Origin of the sequence: Coleofasciculus sp. G2-EDA-02 (assembly GCF_040226375.1) — a bacterium.
Taxonomy (GTDB): Bacteria; Cyanobacteriota; Cyanobacteriia; order Cyanobacteriales; family Coleofasciculaceae; genus Coleofasciculus.
In genome coordinates this window covers 19,470-41,064 of sequence record NZ_JAVKEW010000217.1, presented here as the reverse complement: position 1 = coordinate 41,064, position 21,595 = coordinate 19,470, and the positions used below count along the sequence as shown (strand labels likewise).

The following is a 21,595-nucleotide window of genomic DNA, read 5'->3' as shown; positions in this document are numbered from 1 at the left end:
TGAACAATGGATAATGACCTCTCCTTAAAAGAAGAGGATTGAAATTAAGGAAAATCTTTTTTAATTTCTTCGTAAACGAAGAGGTTTTAGACCCAATTAATCAATTGTCAATTATCAATTATTAATTATCCATTGATAAGTTTTTCATGTTTCCCTATCCTTACCTCACCGTTGCTACCTATGGCTAGCCTAAATCAGAATACGTCTATCTTAATCGTGGATGATGATCCGAATGCCTTTGATGTGATTGAAGCCCATCTATATCGAGAGGGGTATGATTTATTTTATGCTTCAAGTGGTGAAGAAGCGTTAAACCTGCTTGACTCCGTGGAACCGGATGTGATATTACTCGATGTGATGATGCCTAAGTTAAATGGGATTGAAGTTTGCCGCACGATCAAATCCGATTCCCATTGGAAACACGTTCCCGTGATTATTGTAACCGCACTCAACTCAAAAGAAGACTTGGCGCGATCGCTAAATGCGGGTGCTGATGATTTTATCACCAAACCCGTCAGCGGAATTGAACTGCGGGCGCGGGTGCGCTCGATGTTACGCATCAAGCAGCAATATGACGCCCTAGAAGCTACATTGCGTCTGCGGGAAGATCTGTCGAATATGATCGTCCATGATTTAAGAAATCCCCTGACTAATATCTTACTTTGTAGCGACTTGTTATTGCAAACTTCCACCAATAATAAGGATTTACAGCGCTTGCAAATTATTGCTGACTCCAGTCGTGAACTCAACTCCATGATCGATAATTTGTTAATGTTGGCGAAAATGGAGTCGGGTAAACTGGTTTTGAATCGGACGTTTGTGGATCTCAATGAATTAGTGTCTACAGTAACCCTTCAGTTTCAATCGATTTCTGAACAGAAAAATATTCAACTGATCAGCAAGCTAGGAGAATCCCCAGAGTCTCTTTTAATCGATATGAATTTATTTCATCGGGTTTTGGAGAACTTAATTTCCAACGCGATTAAATTTTCACCTCCAGAAAGTTTGGTTATTCTCAGAGTGAGTTATCACGATGAATCCCTGTCTTCAGATTTTCCCAACTCAAAAGCCCAGCTTCAGATTATTGATTCCGGTTTAGGAATCAGTGAAGAGCGCAAGCGCCATATTTTTGACAAATATGAAGTGGGAGATTTAATGAGTGGGGTTTCTCAGATTGGCTTAGGCTTAACCTTTTGTAAAATGGTAATTGAGGCGCATCATGGTAGAATATTCGTCGAAGACAACCAACCCCAAGGATCAATTTTTACGGTAATCCTGTAAGGGAAAGGGAACAGGGGTTCGTAGGGGTTCGTAGGGGTTCGTAGGGGTTCTCGCATTCGCGCCCGTATGTATCGGTTTTATACTAACATCGCAACGCGAATGCTTCGCCCAATCTCCAATCATCAATTCCCAATAATCCCCAATCCCCAATCCCCAATCATCGCGATCGCGGAACCAAAACAGATATCCCTTGTGGAATCAGGCGAAATTTTGCTGGCGTAGAAGTAGTAATTTCTCCATCCGTATTAATAGAACGAGGTTTGCGAGTATAAATCTCAAATTCTGTACCATGGAGAGTACGGACTCCCGGTAAATCCGCGTGACGTCCCTGCCATAACGCAGGTAGTATAGATAAAATATGCCACCAATGATGCATTTCCAGACTGTAAAAATCCAGCTTTTGATCATCAATTTTGGCATCATGAAACACGGTCATTCCCCCACCATAATGTCGCCCATTCCCTATGGCAATTTGAATCGTTTTAATCTGAATTGATTCTCCATTCATGCGAATTTCTGCCCGAAAAGGACGCGCGTGCCAAATTACCTTTAACGCTGTAGCTAGGTACGCTAAAACTCCCCAGCGACTTTTGGCTTCTTTGGTAAGGGACTGAGTAATTTGCACACTTAACCCACAACTGGCAACATTAAAAAAGTATTTATCATTAACCAAGCCCAAGTCTATTTTATGAGATCGACCTTTAGCAATCACCTCGCAAGCTTTCAGTAAATCAACGGGAATTTCCAACGTCCGAGCCAAATCATTCGCCGTTCCCAAGGGTAAAATGCCTAACGGTAACTGAGTATCCACTAACCCCTCTATCGCTGCATTAAGCGTACCATCACCACCACCAATGATTACTAAGTCTACCTGATGTTGATAGTGACGGATTATTTCTGGAAGCTTTAGTGGATCTTCGGTTAATTCTTCCAGTAAAGTCACACCCAATTGCTTAAGTTGATCCATGGCTTCGGATAGATGCTCCTGTCCGTGACGAGACTGACGGTTGACTAAGAATAATGCTTTTTTAGGCGGTAACTGGGGATTCATTCGTCATTTGTCCTTCGTTATTTGTAAGGGTTTGAGAACTCCTTACAGAACTGGTGGAGTGTTGAGTTTATTTCCACCGACTTACTTACTACATCTTATCGGTTTGATGCGATCGCACATCTTCTAACAGGTGGATAATTGCATTCCCATTCCACCAGTTGTCCAACCCCTGTAATCCTCATGTAGGGGCGACCCGCTTGGCTTAATCAACAACTAGAGAAACAGGGCGGGTTTATTCACATTGAGGTGCAACCGAAAAGATAGTAGTAAAACCCGCCCCTACAGAGGATCGGGTCGCCCTGTCCCTCGGTTGTCGGAGGTTGAATGGATGTGCGATCGCGTCTTCCGATCGGGATAGATAAGATTAACAGAATCAGAGAACAACAACGCCTCAATCACGCCTCAATCCACCACCCGGGAAGGGAGAAACTCAAGTGAGAACAGAAAGGAAATACGTTCACATAGAACCGTAAAACCAATTGGCGGGTGATTGTGTATCTTCACTTGTGTGATAGTCATACAAATTCTGGGCAAATTCCTCTCGGGATATCAAACCATTCTTGTCCGTATCAATATGGGAAAAAGCAATTTTAGCGTTGGCTTCCGAACTCCCTATTGTCGTCAAGAAAACACTAAACTCTTTTTCATCAATACTTCCGCTACCATCTAAATCAATCGCGTCATAAAGCATTTTATTCAAGTCCATACCAATTTCTATTGCGTTAGGCGACTCGATAAAACGTTCACAAGCCTTGATGTATTCTTCCAGAACTACTTTATTGTTACCATCAACATCAGCAGGTTTAAAATAACCATCCCAGATTGCACGATAAGCAGCCGTAATTTTGTCATGCTCTGGAGAACCTGAATCAACCCCCAGCTTTTGAGCAACCTTTTGAGCTATTTCCTCAAAGTCTGATACTGTTAAAACTCCATCATTAGATATGTCGTATTTATTGAACGCCAATGAAGTCTTTTTCTTGAGAAATTCAGATAAAGCCATAAGTTAAACTACCTTTTTTAGCTGTGATATAGTCTACAACAAAAAATAGGGTTATTAATGCACGGAGCCTGCACCCCTACCGTTTTATAACTGAACCGGCTTTTTCTTCCCCCCAAATAACCCCCGAATCCAGTGATACAAGTTATCCACATAAGTAAATAACACCGGCACCACCACCAAAGTTAACAGGGTTGAAGTCGTAAACCCACCAATTACCGCGATCGCCATGGGACTGCGTACCTCGCCATCCGCCCCTAATTCTAAGGCAATGGGCATCATCCCAGCAATCGTGGAAACCGAAGTCATCAGAATCGGACGTAACCGAGACACTCCCGCCTCCACTACCGCTTTAAACTGGGGTTTCCCTTCCTGCATCCCGGCTAAAGCAAAGTCTACTAACAAAATGGCATTTTTAGTCACCAATCCCATCAGCAAAACAATGCCAATTAAAGCAAACAAACCCAATTCTTTCTGCGTCACTAACAACCCCAGTAACGCCCCACCCACCGATAACGGGAGTGCCACTAAAATCCCAAACGGATACAAGAAATTGTTATAAAGCAAGACCAAAATCGCATAAATCGAGAGAATCGCCGCCCCTAATGCGGTGGCAAACCGGGTAAAAATATCCTGCATAATCTTGGCATCCCCAGCCGGTTCCTCAGCCACATCTGGCGGGAGGGGATTCATCGCGGGTAATGCTTTCACCTTTTCTAACGCATCTCCCAGGGCAATTCCTTCTAAATTTGCCTCTACCGATACCTGACGATTGCGATCAAAACGGTCAATTTGGGCAGGACCACTCCCCAAACGAATATCAGCAACCGCACTAATGGGCACCAGAGTCCCATTTTGACTGGGAACCTGTAAATTTTTCAGGGTACTAATATCTTCGCGAGTTTCCGGGTCAAGTTGTACCCGAATCGGAATTTGCCGATCTGCTAAATCAAACTTTGCCAGATTCGACTCATTATCCCCAATTAAAGCCAAGGATGCCGTGCGAGCGATCGCGCCCACAGAAACACCCAAATCCGCCGCCCGTTCTGGATCAGGCTGAATCACAATTTCCGGCTTAACTAAACTGGTACTAGAAGTAACTTCCACCAATCCCGGAATATCCCGCATCTGCTTTTCCAAGCTTTCCGCCGTTTGCGTCAAGGCGGGGGCATTTTCACTCTTGAGAACAATCGATAAATCCTTACCTCCTCCCCCAGCACCTTGACTTTGGAAACTAATCCGCGCCCCTGGAATGGTTTGGAACACCTGGCGCATTTGTTGTTCAAATTCCTGCTGGGAAACCTCGCGTTCATCCTTGGGTAGCAGGTTGGCGTAGACAGTAGCCGAATTTATCTGATCCGCCGTAGCAAAAACTTTCTCAACCGCTGGATTTTCTTGCAACGACTGGTTGAGTTGTGCCATGATATCTTTTGTGTCACTCAGGGTCGATCCGGGTGGGAGTTCAACCATCACCGTACTCAATCCCGTATCTCCACTACCAAATAAACCCTTGGGAATTAACGGCACCAGTTGTAAACTAGCGATAAAGAAGACAACCGCCATTAATAAAGTCGTAATCCGATGGCGCAATCCCCAATTGAGGATATTGCGGTAAGGGTGAATCCGTTTTTTCCCGGTTCCCTGTTGCCCGTTCCCTTTCGGTTTAAGCAAATAAGCACTCAACATTGGTGTCATGGTACAAGCCACCAGCGTAGAAAACATGGTGGATACAGCAACAGTGACGCCAAAGGGTTGGAAAAACTGACCCGGTATACCCCCCATAAATGCCACAGGAATAAACACCGCCACAATTGTGGCTGTTGTCGCCACCACAGCTAAACCAATTTCTCGTGAGGCATCCAATGCGGCTTGAAAGGGCTTTTTACCCATATCTAAATGTTGGTCGATGTTTTCAACCATACAAATCGCATCATCGACCAAGTTACCTACAGCTAAAGCTAAGGCTAAGAGAGTCATCCCGTTTAGGGTGTAACCGAGGGCTTTCATCACCCCAAATGTGGGAATAATTGACAGAGGTAAAGCTGTAGCTGTAATCAGCGTCACTCGCCAATCCCGCAAAAACAATCCCACGGCAATAACGGTGAGAATACAGGCTAAAATTAAGGCATCAATGGTGGCTTGATAGGAATCCCGAATCGCATCAGCACGGGTGAAAATCAGTTCAAGATTCACATCGTTTGGTAGGGTTCCCTGCAATTCGGCAACCGCCTCACGCACCCCTTCTTCCACGGTGACTAAAGTGCTACCTGTACTCCGCAGCACCGAAAAAGCCACGACTGATTCCCCATTCAAAGACGCCGCCTGTCGCTGTTCGGCAAAACTATCCTCTACTTCCCCTAAACTGGATAAGGGAACCGTCGCGCCATTGGGGAGAACAATCCGATACCCTCTTAATTCCGCAACCGTCTTGGCACTTCCCAGAGTCCGAATATTTTGCTCACTTCCGCCGACATTTCCCCGCCCTCCAGGTAAGTCAATGTTTAAATTCCGGATTTGATCATTGACTTGGGTGGCAGTAATTCCGTAAGCTTGTAAACGACTCGGATCAAGGTCAACTCTAATTTCGCGATCCACACCGCCCAAACGGTCAATTTGAGCCACACCGGGTACATTCAGGAGGGCGCGGCTAATCGTGCGATCGACTAAATCGCTTAATTGCTCGACCGATCGCGTCTCAGATGCCACGGCGTAGGTCATAATTGAACCGCCAGCAAATTCTAGACGCTTGACAATCGGTTCATTCACATCCTGGGGCAAATCTTGGCGAATTTGGGCAACGGCATTACGCACATCATTCGTGGCGCGATCGCTATCGGTTCCCAAGACAAAGCTAACGGTAGTGGTAGAAATCCCTTCCGTCACAGTTGAGGTGAGTTCATCAATGTTTCCCAACCCCGCCACCGAATCTTCTATTTTCTTGGTGACTTGAGTTTCTAATTCTGTCGGTCCTGCACCGGGTTGGGTAACCGTTACCATCACGGCGGGAATATCGATATTTGGATTACTGTCAATTCCTAATCGAAAAAAGGACACCAAACCAAAGATGCCCAAAATTAGGAATAAGACGACAGTAGGAACTGGTTTTTTAATTGACCAAGCGGAGAGGTGGAAAGACATAAACTTCGTTTGTAGTTGCGCTGCGAGCGCTATCAGGTTTAGGGTGAGTGTAATTATAATTGTAATTAATTATCTAAAATTATCTAACCAACGTTCCAAGTCTTCCATGGCTTGAAACGTCAAAATCGTCTCAATCAAACGCTCTAATTCTGACAAAGATAATTTTTCTATAGTCGTCATTAGTTCTGGATTAACTGCTCCGAATTTCTGTTCGATTACCAGGGAAATAAATTTTAAATTCTGCTCAATTTTTGCCAGAGCAATTTCACCCTTCCTATCGCCGATAAATACTTCCTGCTTGTGCAACTCCTCTAATTCTTGATGACTTAAATTAGCACGACTGGCAATAGTTAACGCTTCTTCTATTTCCGGTACTGCCCCTAGGGATTCGGGAATCATCTCTAAACTGGGGGCAGCTTTGAGAAAATAAATCCATTTATCGCTAAGGGTTTCTAATTCTGATAGTTCTTTATTAAATTTTGGTAACTCTATAAAAATCAATGTTAACTCGTCTCGATAGTTAAATAGCTGTTTTTCTTCCTTGAGTCGAAACCGATTAATCATTTGTGAGCTATTTTTAAATAGCAAAAAATCAGCAATACTCAAAGCAATAAATGGTCGTAAGGTTGTATACTGTTCTCCCATATCTAATTGGTTCGCATAAGCCTTGGCAATATTGTAAATTACTCGTTTCTCGAAGGCTTCAACGTTTAAGACTTGCATTTCGATGATTACTGTAGAGCCATTATCTAAAACTGCCCGAACATCGAGATAAGTATCTTTAAGCGTGCTGGTACTACCCGGATTATAGGGATCGATTATTTCTAATGATTTTATGGTGTTTTTGCCTTCATAAACCATAGCGTTAAGAAAGCTGATCAGGATTTTCTTACTGCGGTTTGAGCCAAAAATTTTCTTAAAGGCAAAGTCAGTTTTGGGACTAATAAATCTCATGAGTAGTGTTAAGGAAAAACAGCTTAGTCCTCCTAGGTTGAGTATAACCCAAACTCCGCTTTGGATTTAGTCTAAAAATAGAGTAATGGGATGGTTACGGGATGAGAATGTTCTCCCGTACTTGTTTTGGACTATTGACTCAATCAGTTGACAACATTAACTTTATCGCCATCTTTGAGATAAGCGGCACCTTTAACCACGACGCGATCGCGAGGAGACAACCCACTTTTAATTTCAACACGATTATCACCGAGGGGTTCTCCCACCTCAACAGGCTGGGCTTTGACGGTGTTATCGGGTTGCAGGATATAGGCTCGCGCACTGCCGTCACTTTGGGGCAGTATCGCTTTGGCGGGTAGGGTTAGCCCTTGGGAGGCTGAGGTGGTAATCGATGCCCGTAAAAACATGCCTGGTTTTAATGAGGCTGAGGCGGGTAAATCGATCTTCACCTTCGCCTGACGGGAGGCTTCATCCACCATCGGGTCAATTTCCCGAACCTTGCCCGATAGTTTTAAGCTACTATCGGCGTTTGAGGTAATGATCACTGATTGTCCCGGACGAATTTGGGGAAGTTGAGTTTCGGGAACCTTGGCAACCAGTTCTAGGCGTCCATTTTCGATTATTTTGAATAGAGTTTGGGAGGAGGAGGTGACATCTCCCACACGGGCATCGCGTTCGGCGATTTTACCACTGACGGGGGCAACGACTCGCGTGTTGTTGAGTTGTGCCATGGTGGATTGCACTTGTGCCTGTGCCTGTGCTAGTTGGGCTTCGGCTTGGGTAATTACTTCCCGCCTAGGTCCTGCTTCGAGCTGGGCAAGTTGCTGCTTTGCTTCTCGTAACCGGGCTTGTGCCTGTTCGAGTTGGGAACGGGTGCTGCGTTCTTGATTGTAGACTTCATCTAAGCGATCGCGGGCGATGGCACCTTCAGATTGGAGTATTTTATTGCGCTCAACCCGTGTTCTGGCTAATTCTAAGTCTGACTCGGCGGCGGTAACGGCAGATTCAGCGCTGCTGACGGCTTCTTTGGCACGGGCAATTTCTTCGCTACGGGAACCTGCCCGAAGTTCCGCGAGGCGGGCTTCGGCTTGAGCAACGGAGGCTTGGGCTTGATTTAATTGTGCCTGAAGCACCGAATCATCAAGACGGGCTAATAATTGTCCTGCTTTGACAACCTGCCCTTGTTCTACTAGTACCTGTTGAATCTGTAAGCCTGTCGCCTTAGACATAACTGGACTCATCTCAAAAGCAGCAACGCTTCCTGTGGCGTCTAAGCTGCGGCTGACGCTTTCTGATGCTACCTGGGCTACGGTTACGCTTTGACTAGGGGCAGATGAGGTGGCGACAGGAGGTGCTGCTGTGGGTGCCTGTGACTGTTGAGAAGAAACTAAACGGGTAGCCCCTAAGGCTAAGAGGACACCAATGCCGATGCCTAAAAACAGCCCCTTTCCTCCAGATAGCCAACCCGGGTTAGATTTGTGAGTTTCAGGTACGACATAGCCATCTGCATCCTGCTCAAAGGGGTCAGGTTCAGCGTCAGGGACATAGAAGACGACATCGACATCCTGTTTGAGTTCGGCAGGTTTAGGGATAGGAGAAGGATTTAATTGGGTTTTCTGGTTGGGATTTGGGGCTGTCTGAGTCACGGTTATTCCTCTTTTACGGCTCGAGGTCGCTAGTTTTGTAAAGATAAGTTAATGAATATCGGGTGACTTTCCTTAACACTACTTTACATTGTAGCGCACTCTTGACCAGGCGGTTGATTGGGGGAAATCCGAAAATTCTGTTCAGGAGGGAAAAAGTACGGATAGATACCCTCTTGGGGGGAGGCTGGGGTTGGGATAGATATAACCTTTCTTTAAGATAGGGCAGGAGTACTCATGTACACATCACCCATTGGAGTTATCCAATTGAGTGATTTTGCTGATTCGGCAATTCATCCCACGTCCTACCCGATAGGGAGGCGTGGGATGAATTGCATTCCCTTGGAAAGTTGTTTCCTTTTTGTTCTGAATATTCATGACCAAGGTAGTACAATTATAGTCAAGGAGGTGATACTTTATTGAAGCGAAGCCAAGACAGATTTAAGTTAAACTATCAGTATCGGATAGTACCAAGCAAGGAACAGTTAAATCAGCTAAATGATTGGTTGTACAAGTTGTGTCGAATACACAATCTGATGCTGGAGGAACGGTTTAACTGGTGGGAGTGCAATAGGACTCCAGTCAATGCTTGCTCAATTTGTATCACCCATTTACCACAACTGAAAGATCAGCCGACTTACTATTCCCAGAAACGGGCAACCCATTGGTCACGGGAGTCTCATAAATACCTATACGAAGGAGTTCACTCCCAAGTCATCCAAGAGGCAATTAAACGGGTAGAAGATACATTTAATCGTTTCATTAAAGGTGATTTAAATGGGAAGCGAAGCGGAAAACCTCGCTTTAAATCAGTGAGGCGATACCGGACGTTTTCAATCCCGCAGTTGAAGTCGGACTGCTTGAGTGTTACTGCTAACCCTCATCGGACCCAAAACGGTGGCACACGACGAGATATTGCCTATGTCAACCTGCCTGCATTGGGTCAGGTCAAGCTTATCTACCATCGTCCAATCCCAGAAGGGTTCACGATTAAGGCAGCGTTGGTTTCACATCGGGCAGACGGCTGGTACGTGACTTTAACATTGGAGGACAAGAGTGTACCTAGCCTCAAGCCACCAAAGATAGAGGCAATGGAGGATAACTCCCTTGGGTTGGACGTAGGACTCGAAAAATTCTGGACAGCCTCGGACGGAGAGGTGGAGCCGATTCAGCAGCATTACCGCCAGTCTGAGGCAAAGTTGGTGAAGTTAGCTAATCGCAAAGATAGAAAACCGCATAAGTCGGCATCGCGGCGGAAGCTAGCCAAGAAAATATCCAAGTATCACCAAAAGTTGCAGCGCAAGCGTAAACAATTCCACTATGAGTCAGCAACACGATTGGTGAGCCGAAATGAGAAAGTGTTCTTTGTTGAGGACATCAAGCCGGGGAACTTATCACGGAAAAACAAACCCAAACAGGACAAACATGGAAAATATCTACCAAATGGTCAAAGTGCAAAGTCGGGTTTAAATAAATCAATCAATGATGCTGGGTGGGGTCAATTTCTTTCAATTCTCACTTACAAAGCTGCGAAAGCTGGTAAGTCGGTGGTGAAGGTGAAACCTCATCATACAAGTCAAGTATGTTCTTGTTGCGATCGCTACCAAGAAAAAGATTTATCAGTACGAATCCATAAATGCTTATGCGGATTTGTCTTGGATCGGGACTGGAACGCAGCAATCAATATCAAGAAAGTGGGGCTGGGCATATTCCCCACTATAAAACGCCGAAAGCGCAACCGTAAGGTTACGACAAAGGAAGCCTACACCGTACCCACTTAGGGTCGGTGTAGGAGGATGTCACTATACTGAAATACTTTTGATTCAGATACTCGGTTACCATGTCTGCTGCTGATGGCTACTGCATTCGCGCAATACTACCTGACCCTAATCAGGAATGTTAATCTGAAGTGTGGTTTTGCTCGCATCTGCACTTCTTATGTGTATTAGAATACTTTACCACCTCATTTGCCAGGATTTGAGACAAACGTCTCTGGAAACCATCTTGATTATCCCCTTTGTCGTGCCAATTGCCGCGATAGTAGGGTTAGTGGGATATGTGGCTTTCAGCAATGGACAAACCGTCAATGAAGTGGCTTCTCAATTACATCATGACACTCGCGATCGCGTCCAGCCGATCCTCCCTACTGACTCAGCTACTCCTGCTCTGATTCATCCTATCCCTGTGAATGCCATTTATCTCAGTCAGAGCAATTTACCCAGTAGACCCAATATACAGCCCTATAGAGTAGACCCGACCCTCCCAAATTTTCTCGGCAATGCTTATAGTCAGTTAAATTTAGCTAAAATTAACAAGTTTCTCCAGCCTAAAAATATTAACAGATCCACGACGATTATTTTATGTCTAGGACTATTCGTGAGTACGACAGGGATAGTCATTCTGATCGCCCCTTGGATAACTATGCTAATCTCCCATTCGGCTACTAAAGCCCAAGAAGACTCTCGTGTTCAAGATTTATTTAAATACATATTTAATGAATCGGCTGATGCAATATTTCTAGTTGATGCAGAAACCCTTTTAATTTTAGATTGTAATCGCCGTGCCGTGGAACTCTTTGAAGCCAAACACAAGCAAGAGTTACTTAATACAGAGGGACATCTCCTACAGAAAGAAAGGTTTACGGCTGAAAAACTCCATTCTATCGCCCATGAAGTGAAGCAGTACGGATATTGGCATCAAGAGTTAGAATATATTAGTAAAAAAGGTAAGGTATTTTGGGGAAACTTGGCGGTTCGAGCAATTGATGTAGCAGGTCAGAAAATGCATTTGGTACGGGTGAGTGATATCACCGGGCGAAAACAAGCTGAAGCATCCTGGCAAATTCGTCAACGCCAAGAAGCCGCGATCGCGCAACTGGGTCAAGAGGCATTAATTGAGGCAGATTTATCCATCTTAATGGATTGGACAGTTACCCTGATTGCCAAAACTTTGAATGTAGACTATTGCCAAATTATGGAATGTTTACCGAATGGAGAGGAGTTACTTCTTCTAGCAGGATTCGGTTGGAAAAGGGGATTAGTTGGTCAAGCCAGGGTGAGAAGTGAAAAAGAGTCTCAAGCGGGTTATACTTTGCTCTGTAGGGAACCAATTATTGTCACAGACTTACGCACAGAGACACGATTTCAGGGGTCACCTTTACTCCAGGATCACGGCGTTGTCAGTGGGATGAGTATGAGAATTCCGGGTCAAAACCAACCCTTTGGTGTGTTAGGGGTGTATACTACCCAGAAACGCCAATTTACGGACGATGATATTTACTTTTTGCAAACGATTGCCAATATCATTGCTACAGCAATTGAGCGCAAACGGGTAGAGGAAGCCTTACGGGAGAGTGCGTTGCGGGAGAGTGCGATCGCGACTGTCTTACAACGGATGCGTCAAACCCTCGATCTTGACAAAATATTCACGACGACAACAGAAGAATTGCGCCATGTCTTGGGATGCGATCGCGTCGCCATCTATCGGTTCAATCCCGATTGGAGTGGCGAGTTTGTGGCTGAGTCTGTGGCGGATGGCTGGGTGACTCTGACGACAGAACAGCAAAATGATCCGTCTCTCAAAGCCGATGCTCTAGAATCAGAACGTTGTATCATCAAAACCTGGGATGGTTCAGAAAACCCTTCTGTATCCAATCCCCCATCCGATGACTCGCTACAAGATACTTATCTCAAAGACACTCAAGGCGGTGCTTATAGCCAAGGCGTAACCTATCGAGTTGTCGCAGACATTTATCAAGCTGGATTTACCCCCTGTTATATCAATCTCCTGGAACGATTTCAAGCCAAAGCCTACATCAATGCGCCTATATTTTGTGGTCAAAAACTTTGGGGATTACTCGCCATTTATCAAAATTCTAGTCCTCGCCCTTGGCGAGAATCAGAAATTAGTGTTGTGGTGCAGATAGCCACTCAGTTTGGCGTCGCCGTACAGCAGGCTCAATTATTGCAAAAGACACAAGAACAAGCCTTAGATTTGGAACTCACTTTAAATCAACTAAAACGCACCCAAGCTCAATTAATTCACAGCGAAAAAATGTCCAGTCTTGGGCAAATGGTTGCAGGTGTGGCACACGAAATCAATAATCCTGTCAGTTTTATTTATGGTAATCTGACCCACGCTAAGGAATATTTTCAAGATTTAATTCGTCTGATTCAGACTTACCAAAAGACCTATCCCACTCCCACAGCAGAACTTCAACAACTTATTGAAGAAATTGACCTAGAATTTCTACTCTACGATTGGCAAAATCTGCTCAAATCGATGGAAGTTGGCACCAATCGCATCCGTGCCATTGTTCTATCCTTAAGAAACTTTTCTCGCTTGGATGAAAAAGAAATAAAGCGGGTTGATATTCATGAAGGCATTGATAACACCCTGGTAATCTTACAGCACCGATTCAAGACAGCAGGTAATAGCCGAGGGATTCAGGTGATTAAACATTATAGTCAATTGCCCTTAGTAACCTGTTATGCCAGTCAGTTGAATCAGGTATTTATGAATATTTTGAATAACGCGATCGATGCTTTGGAAAACCAACCTTCACCACGATTCATTACTATCTCTACTGAGATATATCCTGGACTCAAACAACCAACCATGGACGATGGAAAAGCGAAAAAGAACTTTATTGTTATCCGAATTTCCGACAATGGTTCGGGTATAAAGGAAGATATTATGCCAAAAATATTTGACCCATTTTTTACCACCAAGCCTGTCGGTAGCGGTACGGGTTTAGGATTATCAATTAGCCATCAGATTGTCGTGGAAAAACACAAAGGGCAAATCTATTGCACTTCAACTCCTGAGCAAGGAACTGAATTTATAGTAAAAATTCCGTTGGAAAACAGGTGATATTATGTCCGGTTGAATACCCATAATTACGGTGATGGGGAGTAGGGGCTTGGTAACCAAGCCCCTACTTGGTAACTCACACAAATTTTGCTGGTATGGGGATAACCGATTACATCTCGCGCACTAGCGGTTTACCATCTTTCACTTCACCGATTAGCACCACATTAGCTACACCGACAAATAAACCATTCTCTAAAACACCAGGAATATTATTAAGTGTCTTTTCTAATTCACCTGGGTTATCAATAGAATCAAAGGTAACATCAATTACCATATTTCCCTGATCGGTTACCACGGGTCCAGCTTTCTTGACCCCCATGCGTAATTCAGGTTTTCCCCCCAATTTCTCAATCGCCCGCATCACAGGTGCATAAGCCATGGGAATAACTTCTACAGGCAGTTTAAACGTTGAACCTAGACGATCAACCAGCTTACCACTATCGACAACCACAATAAATTGAGCGGCTAGAGAATCCACAACTTTTTCACGAGTATGCGCCGCACCACCGCCTTTGATCAAATTCTTTTGCGGATCAACTTCATCAGCGCCATCAATGGCAACATCAATATGGTCTACGGCATCTAAGCTAGTTAAGGGAATACCATGCTCTTTAGCTAAAACCTCTGCCTGAAATGATGTGGGAATCCCCTTAATATCCTTCAGGTCACCTTTTTTGATGCGATCGCCGATATACTGAATCGCATAAGCGGTCGTTGAACCTGTACCTAAGCCAACAATCGTCCCGGATTTCACCCGTTCAGCCGCCGCTTTGCCGACTTCTTGCTTCATCAGCTTCACGGGGTCAGTTTCTGCACTCATACTAAAATCTCCTTGTTCGTTATGAATTACTCAGGATTGGGTATATTTCATCGTTGGTTTAACGATGCCCAGATGTCAGGGGTCACCCCAAAAGTAAGAGTATCATTGTCGGTAGAGATTTAGCGATCAACGTTACCTGAAATTTGCCAACAAAGGCAGACACGGTAAATTTTTAGCACAATAATCTGCCTTTACCGTGTCCTACGGTTAGCGCGGGTTTTCTAACGCCGCCTTTGTCTGTGTTCGAGTTAAGTGGGTTTGGCTTTTGATTCAGACCAACTCTAGGAATTATTCGGTTGTGCCGCCAAAAGTTCCTTGAGTTTTGCCAAATCAGCCGCCCACCGGGGGTCAGGTTGAACTGAACCAGAATCGGGTGTTTGGGAGGGGGAAGAACTCCGTTTGGATTTTTTATTACCCCCTCCCCGACGTCCAGGAGCACTAGCACCACCTCCAGATGGGCGAGATTCCTCCTCACTGGCACTTTTTGACTTGGGCTGGGCTTTTTCGATTTTCAAGGTGCTGTCTTTAAAGACGTGACCGTTGAATTGCTCAATAATTTGCTCAGCCAACTCATCATTGGGAACGGTGACAAAGCCAAAGCCGCGACATTTTCCCGTTTTGCGATCTTTAATCACTTTTGTGGAAACCGATGGACTCGCTTCGGCAAAAATTGCTTGCAGTTCATCGCGATCAACGGGTTCTTTAGGCAGGTTGCCAACGTAAAGACGAACGGACATGAGAGATACCTCCAGATGTGATTGAAATTCAAATCCATGAGCATACACCAGCAATTGGGGTAGCTCAGGATCGAGAAAATGGATGAACTATTGCTACGTCCAGATATTTTTTCACTGATCCTGACCAACCTCAACAGCACAGACTGATGTAATAAAATCAAACTCTTTTGACCATTTACACGGTTTAGCTACGATCCTTTTATGAACTCCGGGTCGTAATTATTAGGTTTGAAGCTAATGCTTGGGCTTATATCTCTAATTATTACAGAATATTTACACTATTGTTAACCTAACACAAATTGCCGCAGGCAAGCTAGTATAACAGAAATATTTGGGTTTTTAACAGATGTGAGCGATTGAGGACTCACGAGTCGGGGTAATCAAGTCGGATCAGGGATGACTCTTAAGGACAAACAGTGGCGGACGCTATGAGATAGGGGCGTGGTAAAGGATTCAACCGATGCGATCGCACCTCCTAATTGTTCCACTTTCCCCTTCAAGTCATCCATTTGGGCCTCTGTCCAGTGACCCCGATACAAAATCCCTAAACCCCCTGGCTTCAGGAAGGGTAGAGCATAGTCCGCACAAGCCGATGCCGAACTCACGGCACGAACGAGGGCGATATCATACCGTTGGCGATGGTGACGTTGTTGTCCAACTTTTTCTGCCCGACCGAGTACAGTGGTAGCATTAGGGATGGCTAACTGGGGAATCAGGGTATCGAGAAAGGTAATTTTTTTGCGCGTCGAATCGAGTAACGTCACCGAACTCAAAGGAAGCGCGATCGCGACAGGCAATCCCGGAAATCCTGCACCTGTACCAATATCAATAATTTTCAGCGGTTTCTCCTCCCCTGACAACAGAGAAACCACACCTCGCAGCGAATCCCATAAATGCTTTTCCCAAAATTCCTCCGGTTGGGTGATGCGGGTTAAATTCAACTGGCGATTCCCTGCCAAAATCCCAGCATACAGGCGCTGAAACTGCCGTTGTTGACTTTCATTAGGTTGCCAATTTAAGGTTTCTTGCCAAACCTCGACCATTTCCGGGAGCAATTGTGTATTGTGCATCAGACTGTTCCCCGTTCCCTGTTCCCTGTTCCCTCTCTAATGACTCCTAACAACCGCTTTTTGTCCCAGACTAGCCGGGTCAACGGAGTTAAGTTCACCCTGTTGGATTGTCCAACAGCAGTCAGCAATTTGCAATAACTCACTCGCATCGTGAGTCACAACCAGTAAAGTCCAATGGGACTTGAGTTTTAAGAGCAAACTTGCTAGCTGGCGGCGCATTGACCAATCCAGTCCGGCTGTTGGTTCGTCTAACATCAATACTGTTGGTTGGCGAATCAACTGAACCGCTAAGGCTAAACGTCGCTGTTGACCGCCACTGAGAGCATGAGGAGACGTATACAGAGAAATCTCACCGAGTCCAACTTCACTTAAAGCTTCCTGAACCCGTTCTGAACCCAATTCCGGGTGTCCCATTCGCAATTCCTCTAGCACCGTACTCCCACAAAAGTGCCGTTCAGGAAACTGAAACACCAATCCGGCGAGTTGTTGCAAGTGATCAGGCGTCAGTTCCTGTTCACCCCAGAATATATCGCCCGATGTCGCTTGAGCTAAACCTGCCAAAATTTCTAATAAAGTGGTTTTGCCAGAACCACTGCGACCTATAATCAGTCCTAGTTGTTGCGGTGCGAGTGTTAGAGTCAGACCTTTTAAGATAGCGGTGGGGGTAGCGGGCGGGTGATAGGTTATATTTTTGAGATAAAGCATCCAAATCCGTTAAGCAAAAAGATGGTCGGATCTTTTTCATTGTGGCATCGATTGTCTTAGGATTGCGGACGGAACCTCCAATTCCCGCCAACGTCGAACGTTACCAGACATTAGTTGTAGTTAAGACATGAATCATTGGTTGCCAACCCCCCGACGAACCGTAAACGCCTTAGCTGGTGCAGCGATGATGGTTGTCGGTTTCTGGGTGACTCCGAGTTTAGCTGGCGATCCCTTTCGTCCCAGTAATCCCCGCAATATTGGCGATAATACGGAAGCAGCATTTGAATCGATTTTCAAACAGGGCAATTATCAAGCCGCCAAGGATCACCTCCAGCAAGCTAAAGCGAGTGAGGGCAATGAGCCGCTAGTCTATGCCATGCTCGCTGCGATCGCGTACACTGAGCGAGAGTTAGAAACCCTGAATAATTACGCCACAAAAACCCGAACCACGGCTGAACAACTGATCACATCTGATCCACTACGCGGCAATCTTTACACCGCCGTCGGTCACTTTTTAGAAGGAACCTATAACTTTGAAAAAGAAGGTCCGGTTAGAGCGCTGAGTAAACTACAGAAAGTCTTTCAATATTTAGACGCCGCCAGAGCAATTGATGCTACAGATCCAGAACTCAACTTGCTCACCGGTCACATGGATTTGATGCTAGCTGTCAATGTCCCCTTTGCTGACCCCGCTAATGCCATTGACAAGTTAGAAACTCATGGCTATCCCAAGTATCTGACGTATCGGGGGATTGCCGTTGCTTATCGAGATTTGAAAAAATATAATCAGGCGATGGATTATGTCGAACGCGCTCTGGCAATGACGCCGGATAATCCCGAAGTCTTATATCTAAAAGCTCAAATTTTAGTCCATCAAGATAAACCGGAAGCAGCGCTAGACTACTTTAAAAAAGCCTTAGAAAAATCGGATCAACTTCCCAATTATTCTACGGCTCAAATTGTCTACGAGCAATGTAAAGCGCAAGAAGAGGTTGATAATATCGATCGGGATTGTCGGGGGGAACGCGATCGCGCTAGACTTGGAAATTAATAATGTAGAGACAACGTCTCTACACGGTGGGGGGTCAATCAACTATCCGCCCCACCTGGAACCCAACTATCAAAATATCAAGCATTCAACGTTTCAGTTCGCAATAGAGCCTTACGCAATCCATTGGCGGCTTCTTCCATTTCTACTAATTTATTAAGAGCCAGCGCAATATCATCTTAAACGTTCAAAAGTTTAGCGGCTTTTTTTACAGCTTTTTGCTCTTCAGATGAGTAATCTTCATCGGCACGAGCCATTTGAATGGCGTGATACAACAATGTCCTCGACGATGACCAAGTAGAAACATCAACCGTAATATGGGATAGTAATTCTTCCAATTTAGCACTTTTGTAGTCAAAGGATTTGTATTTTTCCATAAGTTCTTCTGGAGCGCCAACCATTCGCTGATGGTTCAGTAACCAGTTCATCTCGCCTGTTGAAACCTCTCCGTCAGCTCCGGCAATAGCTAACAGTACATATCCATAGTTAAGGTATGCTTCGTAGGGAGCTTCAGAAATTCCCAGGTTTTTTTTCATGTATTGAGAAGCCGGAACAACTTGTTTCTCAATGCTCATATTTTGTCTCCTTTTTTGTTTAAATAAACAGAAAATCCAGGAAAACTATCAAGGCGATAGACTAATTTTATATATTTACTATTAAAGTGTTTTTTTGTCAATACGATCAAGGCTGTTTTGGGGAGTACCTAAGAGCATTATGCACCAATCCCGCGTTGGCGGAGCCTGTTCGTTTAGAACGTATCGCACGCCTCTCGACTCACTCCCTGTTCTATCAGGTGTTTACAGGCGTCTGGGTGTATTAAATTAGCTCAAAATGTTTTCATCACAATAAACATAACAGTTGTCCTTACATTAGATGTTTATCACACTTTCTGGTCTGATGCGATACCTTGATCAGGGCGCACGTCAATCATTGGTGTCAACTTAAGGCGAAAACTAATACAGGGGGAGCGTTTCATTCTCATCCCCTAACCCCTTCTCCATCCCCCCCAGCCCCCCTTTGAAAGGGGGGAGGGAGAAGGGGAATTGGAACAATTAATGATAAAAAACGTAGGTGACTAAACCTGGAATATAATACCTTTGTTGCTCCCCTCTCCCCAGAATAGGAGAGGGGTTGGGGGTGAGGGGTTTCTGGCTTAAGTTGACACGGATGACGTCAATGCGCCCCTCCAGGATGAATCGCTAGATTGATTGGGAATCTCCTTTGTTGGTGGATTGGCGCTGACGTAATTGCCCTAAAGTTCCGCCAAAAACCCCGACTAAAAACAATCCGAATAGTGCGGAGGGTTCTGGTACATCTTTGGCAACAATAAAGGCATTATCTTGAATGTTGGTAATACTAGTATTGCGGACAATAATATCCGAAAGCGTCGTATCGCCAATATCTGGTACTAAATTCAGGAGATCCTGATCCGCCAGATAAAAGAAGCGATCGCCATCCTGTAAACGCTGGAATTGATCTGAGATAATTACATTGAACAGTTCGCCAACCATCCCGCCTTTATATGCGTCTTCGGCAATCCCACCCATCCACAAATCGACTAAATCAATGTTATCCTGACCATCGGTTGTGCCGTAAATATCTCGGAAGCGCTGGGCAATTTCGGCGTTGGATGTAATTTGATCAAAACTCGTGTATCCGCCTAAACCCAACCCCCGACGCGCTGCATTATAACTGGGGAGTCCATGATCTCGTCCCCGTTGGATATTCACAGCGGGTAAATCCAATCCACCGCTTCCGGCTGGGAAGAGGAAATTGCGGACATCATCGACGATGAATGCATCAATAGTTTGCGATTTTTGAGAGGCTAATCCTAAAAGCAACGAATCAATCCCGTTATTGGTAATTTCTTGGGGATTAAAGAAACTATTTCTCAGGGAAATACTACCCGCCGATGTGCCATCATTGTTGATCCGTTGCAATTCTGGGGATAGCATCGTGTGACCGACTCGGTAGGCGGCGGTGGAAAATTCGTTGCTGATACTGGGGTTTACGGTTTCATCGTAGCGACTATAGGGATCGATCGCCCCTTCACCCAAGAGTAAAGGCAAAAACTCATTGTAGGTAATTGCCTGAATTTGGGCACTGACAATCCGACGGGCGGTTTGATAGATATAGTCGTCTACAGAAAGTCCAGCGTTAGCCGCTTTTTCGGGAGTTGTCGGATCAGCCACAATTTCCTCGGCTAACCGATTGTGTTCCCGCACAAACAGGGTGTGAACCGCCGTTAAGCCAATTTGTTCATTTGCCCGCACATCCCCAGCGAGAAATAAATCCTCAGAGTTGACACCAAAGGGATTGGCATTCTCCAAATTTTCGGTATTGAAGGGTAATAGATTCCCGGCACTGGTTTTAAGTTTTCCGCCGTCTCCCGTGCGTAAAAAATTCGCCCGTTCTAAGTCTGATCCATAGACACTTGACCCATCAATATAAGCTGTAATCGCGTTAACTTGTTGGCGGGGATTATTACTATCTGTACCTGTTCCTGGTGCGGCGGCATTTCTGCGGAAGGGGATAATTGATCCAGGGGTAAAGGTTAAATCATTCTCTGGAACGATGATGGGTAACGGTTCTGCACCCGCAGGCGGCTCAGTCAAGTCGAGATCATGATCGATGAATTGTCCCCATTGCCATAGCCAATCACTGGCGTGGAAGGGATTGGGGAGTGATTCGGATTGAGCTGCGATCGCGTTACTAATAGCGCGAGGGTTGGGGCGATTCACCCCCGCAGGCGCGGAAATCCCATCACTGTAATCGGGTTCGAGGAGTCGAATCAGTTCAATTTCGGCTTGACCCCAGCTCGGATTATCCAGGTTGTTGTTTGACCCGTCAATCGACCGAAATTCTATGGCTTGGGCGGGTAGGGATACCGCAAATCCTAACGTAGCAAAACTGGTTAGGGTGAGAAGAGTGTGACGGATTTTGTGAGCAGTCATCATAGCTTAATTACACCTCTGATTGTGATAAATGCACTGATAAATCATTTCCCCACCCCTTCCTATTACTAGGATAGGAAGCCATTAGACATTAATGTAACGATGTCACTGTCGATGGACAGGCTGACAGTAGCAACTAACATAACGCTAACGTTCTACATATTACTCTCAAATGGACAGTCCTTTTTATTCAAACAATCGGATCTTGTTGCAATTCTTTACACAATAACTCAGGGGGTATCTATAAGTAAAGAGGTGTTGAACTCCGGGAAACTTTACAAAAACTTTAAAAAACTCCGTTGTGAGTTCACGAAATCTTAAT

At 45.0% G+C, this 21,595-nt stretch carries 16 protein-coding genes; 4 read left to right on the top strand and 12 right to left on the bottom strand.

Features of this window, described 5'->3' with window-relative positions; genetic code table 11:
* The first annotated feature begins 180 nt into the window (after positions 1-180).
* Entirely contained in the window at positions 181-1,281 is a 1,101-nt protein-coding gene (locus RLO19_RS25570) for a hybrid sensor histidine kinase/response regulator (RefSeq protein WP_446360209.1), read from the top strand.
* A gap of 157 nt (positions 1,282-1,438) precedes the next feature.
* Here RLO19_RS25570 and RLO19_RS25565 read toward each other — a convergent pair whose 3' ends face one another.
* From RLO19_RS25565 to RLO19_RS25540, 6 genes are all read right to left on the bottom strand, one after another.
* A complete protein-coding gene (locus tag RLO19_RS25565; protein ID WP_446360208.1) occupies positions 1,439-2,332 on the bottom strand; it encodes a lipid kinase in 894 nt (297 codons plus the stop codon).
* Positions 2,333-2,789: 457 nt separating this feature from the next.
* Positions 2,790-3,335 carry an EF-hand domain-containing protein gene (locus RLO19_RS25560; RefSeq protein ID WP_446360207.1) on the bottom strand — a complete coding sequence of 182 codons (546 nt, stop codon included), beginning with the start codon at positions 3,333-3,335 and terminating at the stop codon, positions 2,790-2,792.
* An 84-nt stretch (positions 3,336-3,419) separates the two neighbouring features.
* Positions 3,420-6,470 carry an efflux RND transporter permease subunit gene (locus tag RLO19_RS25555; RefSeq protein ID WP_446360206.1) on the bottom strand — a complete coding sequence of 1,017 codons (3,051 nt, stop codon included), beginning with the start codon at positions 6,468-6,470 and terminating at the stop codon, positions 3,420-3,422.
* A gap of 69 nt (positions 6,471-6,539) precedes the next feature.
* The gene (locus tag RLO19_RS25550) at positions 6,540-7,424 is read right to left on the bottom strand and encodes an Rpn family recombination-promoting nuclease/putative transposase (RefSeq protein WP_446360205.1); all 885 of its coding nucleotides are present in this window, start codon (positions 7,422-7,424) and stop codon (positions 6,540-6,542) included.
* A gap of 143 nt (positions 7,425-7,567) precedes the next feature.
* Positions 7,568-9,016 carry an efflux RND transporter periplasmic adaptor subunit gene (locus RLO19_RS25545; protein WP_446360211.1) on the bottom strand — a complete coding sequence of 483 codons (1,449 nt, stop codon included), beginning with the start codon at positions 9,014-9,016 and terminating at the stop codon, positions 7,568-7,570.
* 297 nt (positions 9,017-9,313) lie between these two features.
* Positions 9,314-9,445: a hypothetical protein gene (locus RLO19_RS25540; RefSeq protein ID WP_446360204.1), complete on the bottom strand. Its 132-nt coding sequence runs from the start codon at positions 9,443-9,445 to the stop codon at positions 9,314-9,316.
* 41 nt (positions 9,446-9,486) lie between these two features.
* Between RLO19_RS25540 and RLO19_RS25535 the strand changes: the two genes are divergently transcribed.
* Both RLO19_RS25535 and RLO19_RS25530 read left to right on the top strand, forming a co-directional pair.
* Positions 9,487-10,848: an RNA-guided endonuclease InsQ/TnpB family protein gene (locus RLO19_RS25535; protein WP_446360203.1), complete on the top strand. Its 1,362-nt coding sequence runs from the start codon at positions 9,487-9,489 to the stop codon at positions 10,846-10,848.
* Between the two features lie 196 nt (positions 10,849-11,044).
* Complete coding sequence (locus RLO19_RS25530; protein ID WP_446360202.1) at positions 11,045-13,939, top strand: GAF domain-containing sensor histidine kinase; 2,895 nt, start codon at positions 11,045-11,047, stop codon at positions 13,937-13,939.
* Between the two features lie 109 nt (positions 13,940-14,048).
* Here the strand turns inward: RLO19_RS25530 and rpiA are convergent, their stop codons facing one another.
* From rpiA to RLO19_RS25510, 4 genes are all read right to left on the bottom strand, one after another.
* Positions 14,049-14,759, bottom strand: coding sequence for a ribose-5-phosphate isomerase RpiA (gene rpiA / locus RLO19_RS25525; protein ID WP_446339256.1), 711 nt, complete (start codon positions 14,757-14,759; stop codon positions 14,049-14,051).
* 281 nt (positions 14,760-15,040) lie between these two features.
* On the bottom strand, positions 15,041-15,496 hold the full coding sequence (locus RLO19_RS25520; protein ID WP_446360201.1) for an RNA recognition motif domain-containing protein: 456 nt from the start codon (positions 15,494-15,496) through the stop codon (positions 15,041-15,043).
* Between the two features lie 380 nt (positions 15,497-15,876).
* A complete protein-coding gene (rsmG, locus tag RLO19_RS25515) occupies positions 15,877-16,566 on the bottom strand; it encodes a 16S rRNA (guanine(527)-N(7))-methyltransferase RsmG (protein WP_446360200.1) in 690 nt (229 codons plus the stop codon).
* 36 nt (positions 16,567-16,602) lie between these two features.
* On the bottom strand, positions 16,603-17,271 hold the full coding sequence (locus tag RLO19_RS25510; RefSeq protein ID WP_446360199.1) for an ABC transporter ATP-binding protein: 669 nt from the start codon (positions 17,269-17,271) through the stop codon (positions 16,603-16,605).
* A 127-nt stretch (positions 17,272-17,398) separates the two neighbouring features.
* Between RLO19_RS25510 and RLO19_RS25505 the strand changes: the two genes are divergently transcribed.
* On the top strand, positions 17,399-18,322 hold the full coding sequence (locus RLO19_RS25505) for a Sll0314/Alr1548 family TPR repeat-containing protein (RefSeq protein WP_446360198.1): 924 nt from the start codon (positions 17,399-17,401) through the stop codon (positions 18,320-18,322).
* A gap of 176 nt (positions 18,323-18,498) precedes the next feature.
* On the opposite strand, the gene RLO19_RS25500 is transcribed toward RLO19_RS25505, so the two are convergent.
* Together RLO19_RS25500 and RLO19_RS25495 are read right to left on the bottom strand one after the other, a co-directional pair.
* Positions 18,499-18,894 carry a TerB family tellurite resistance protein gene (locus RLO19_RS25500; protein WP_446360197.1) on the bottom strand — a complete coding sequence of 132 codons (396 nt, stop codon included), beginning with the start codon at positions 18,892-18,894 and terminating at the stop codon, positions 18,499-18,501.
* A gap of 624 nt (positions 18,895-19,518) precedes the next feature.
* Entirely contained in the window at positions 19,519-21,276 is a 1,758-nt protein-coding gene (locus tag RLO19_RS25495; protein ID WP_446360196.1) for a peroxidase family protein, read from the bottom strand.
* Positions 21,277-21,595 lie beyond the last annotated feature (319 nt).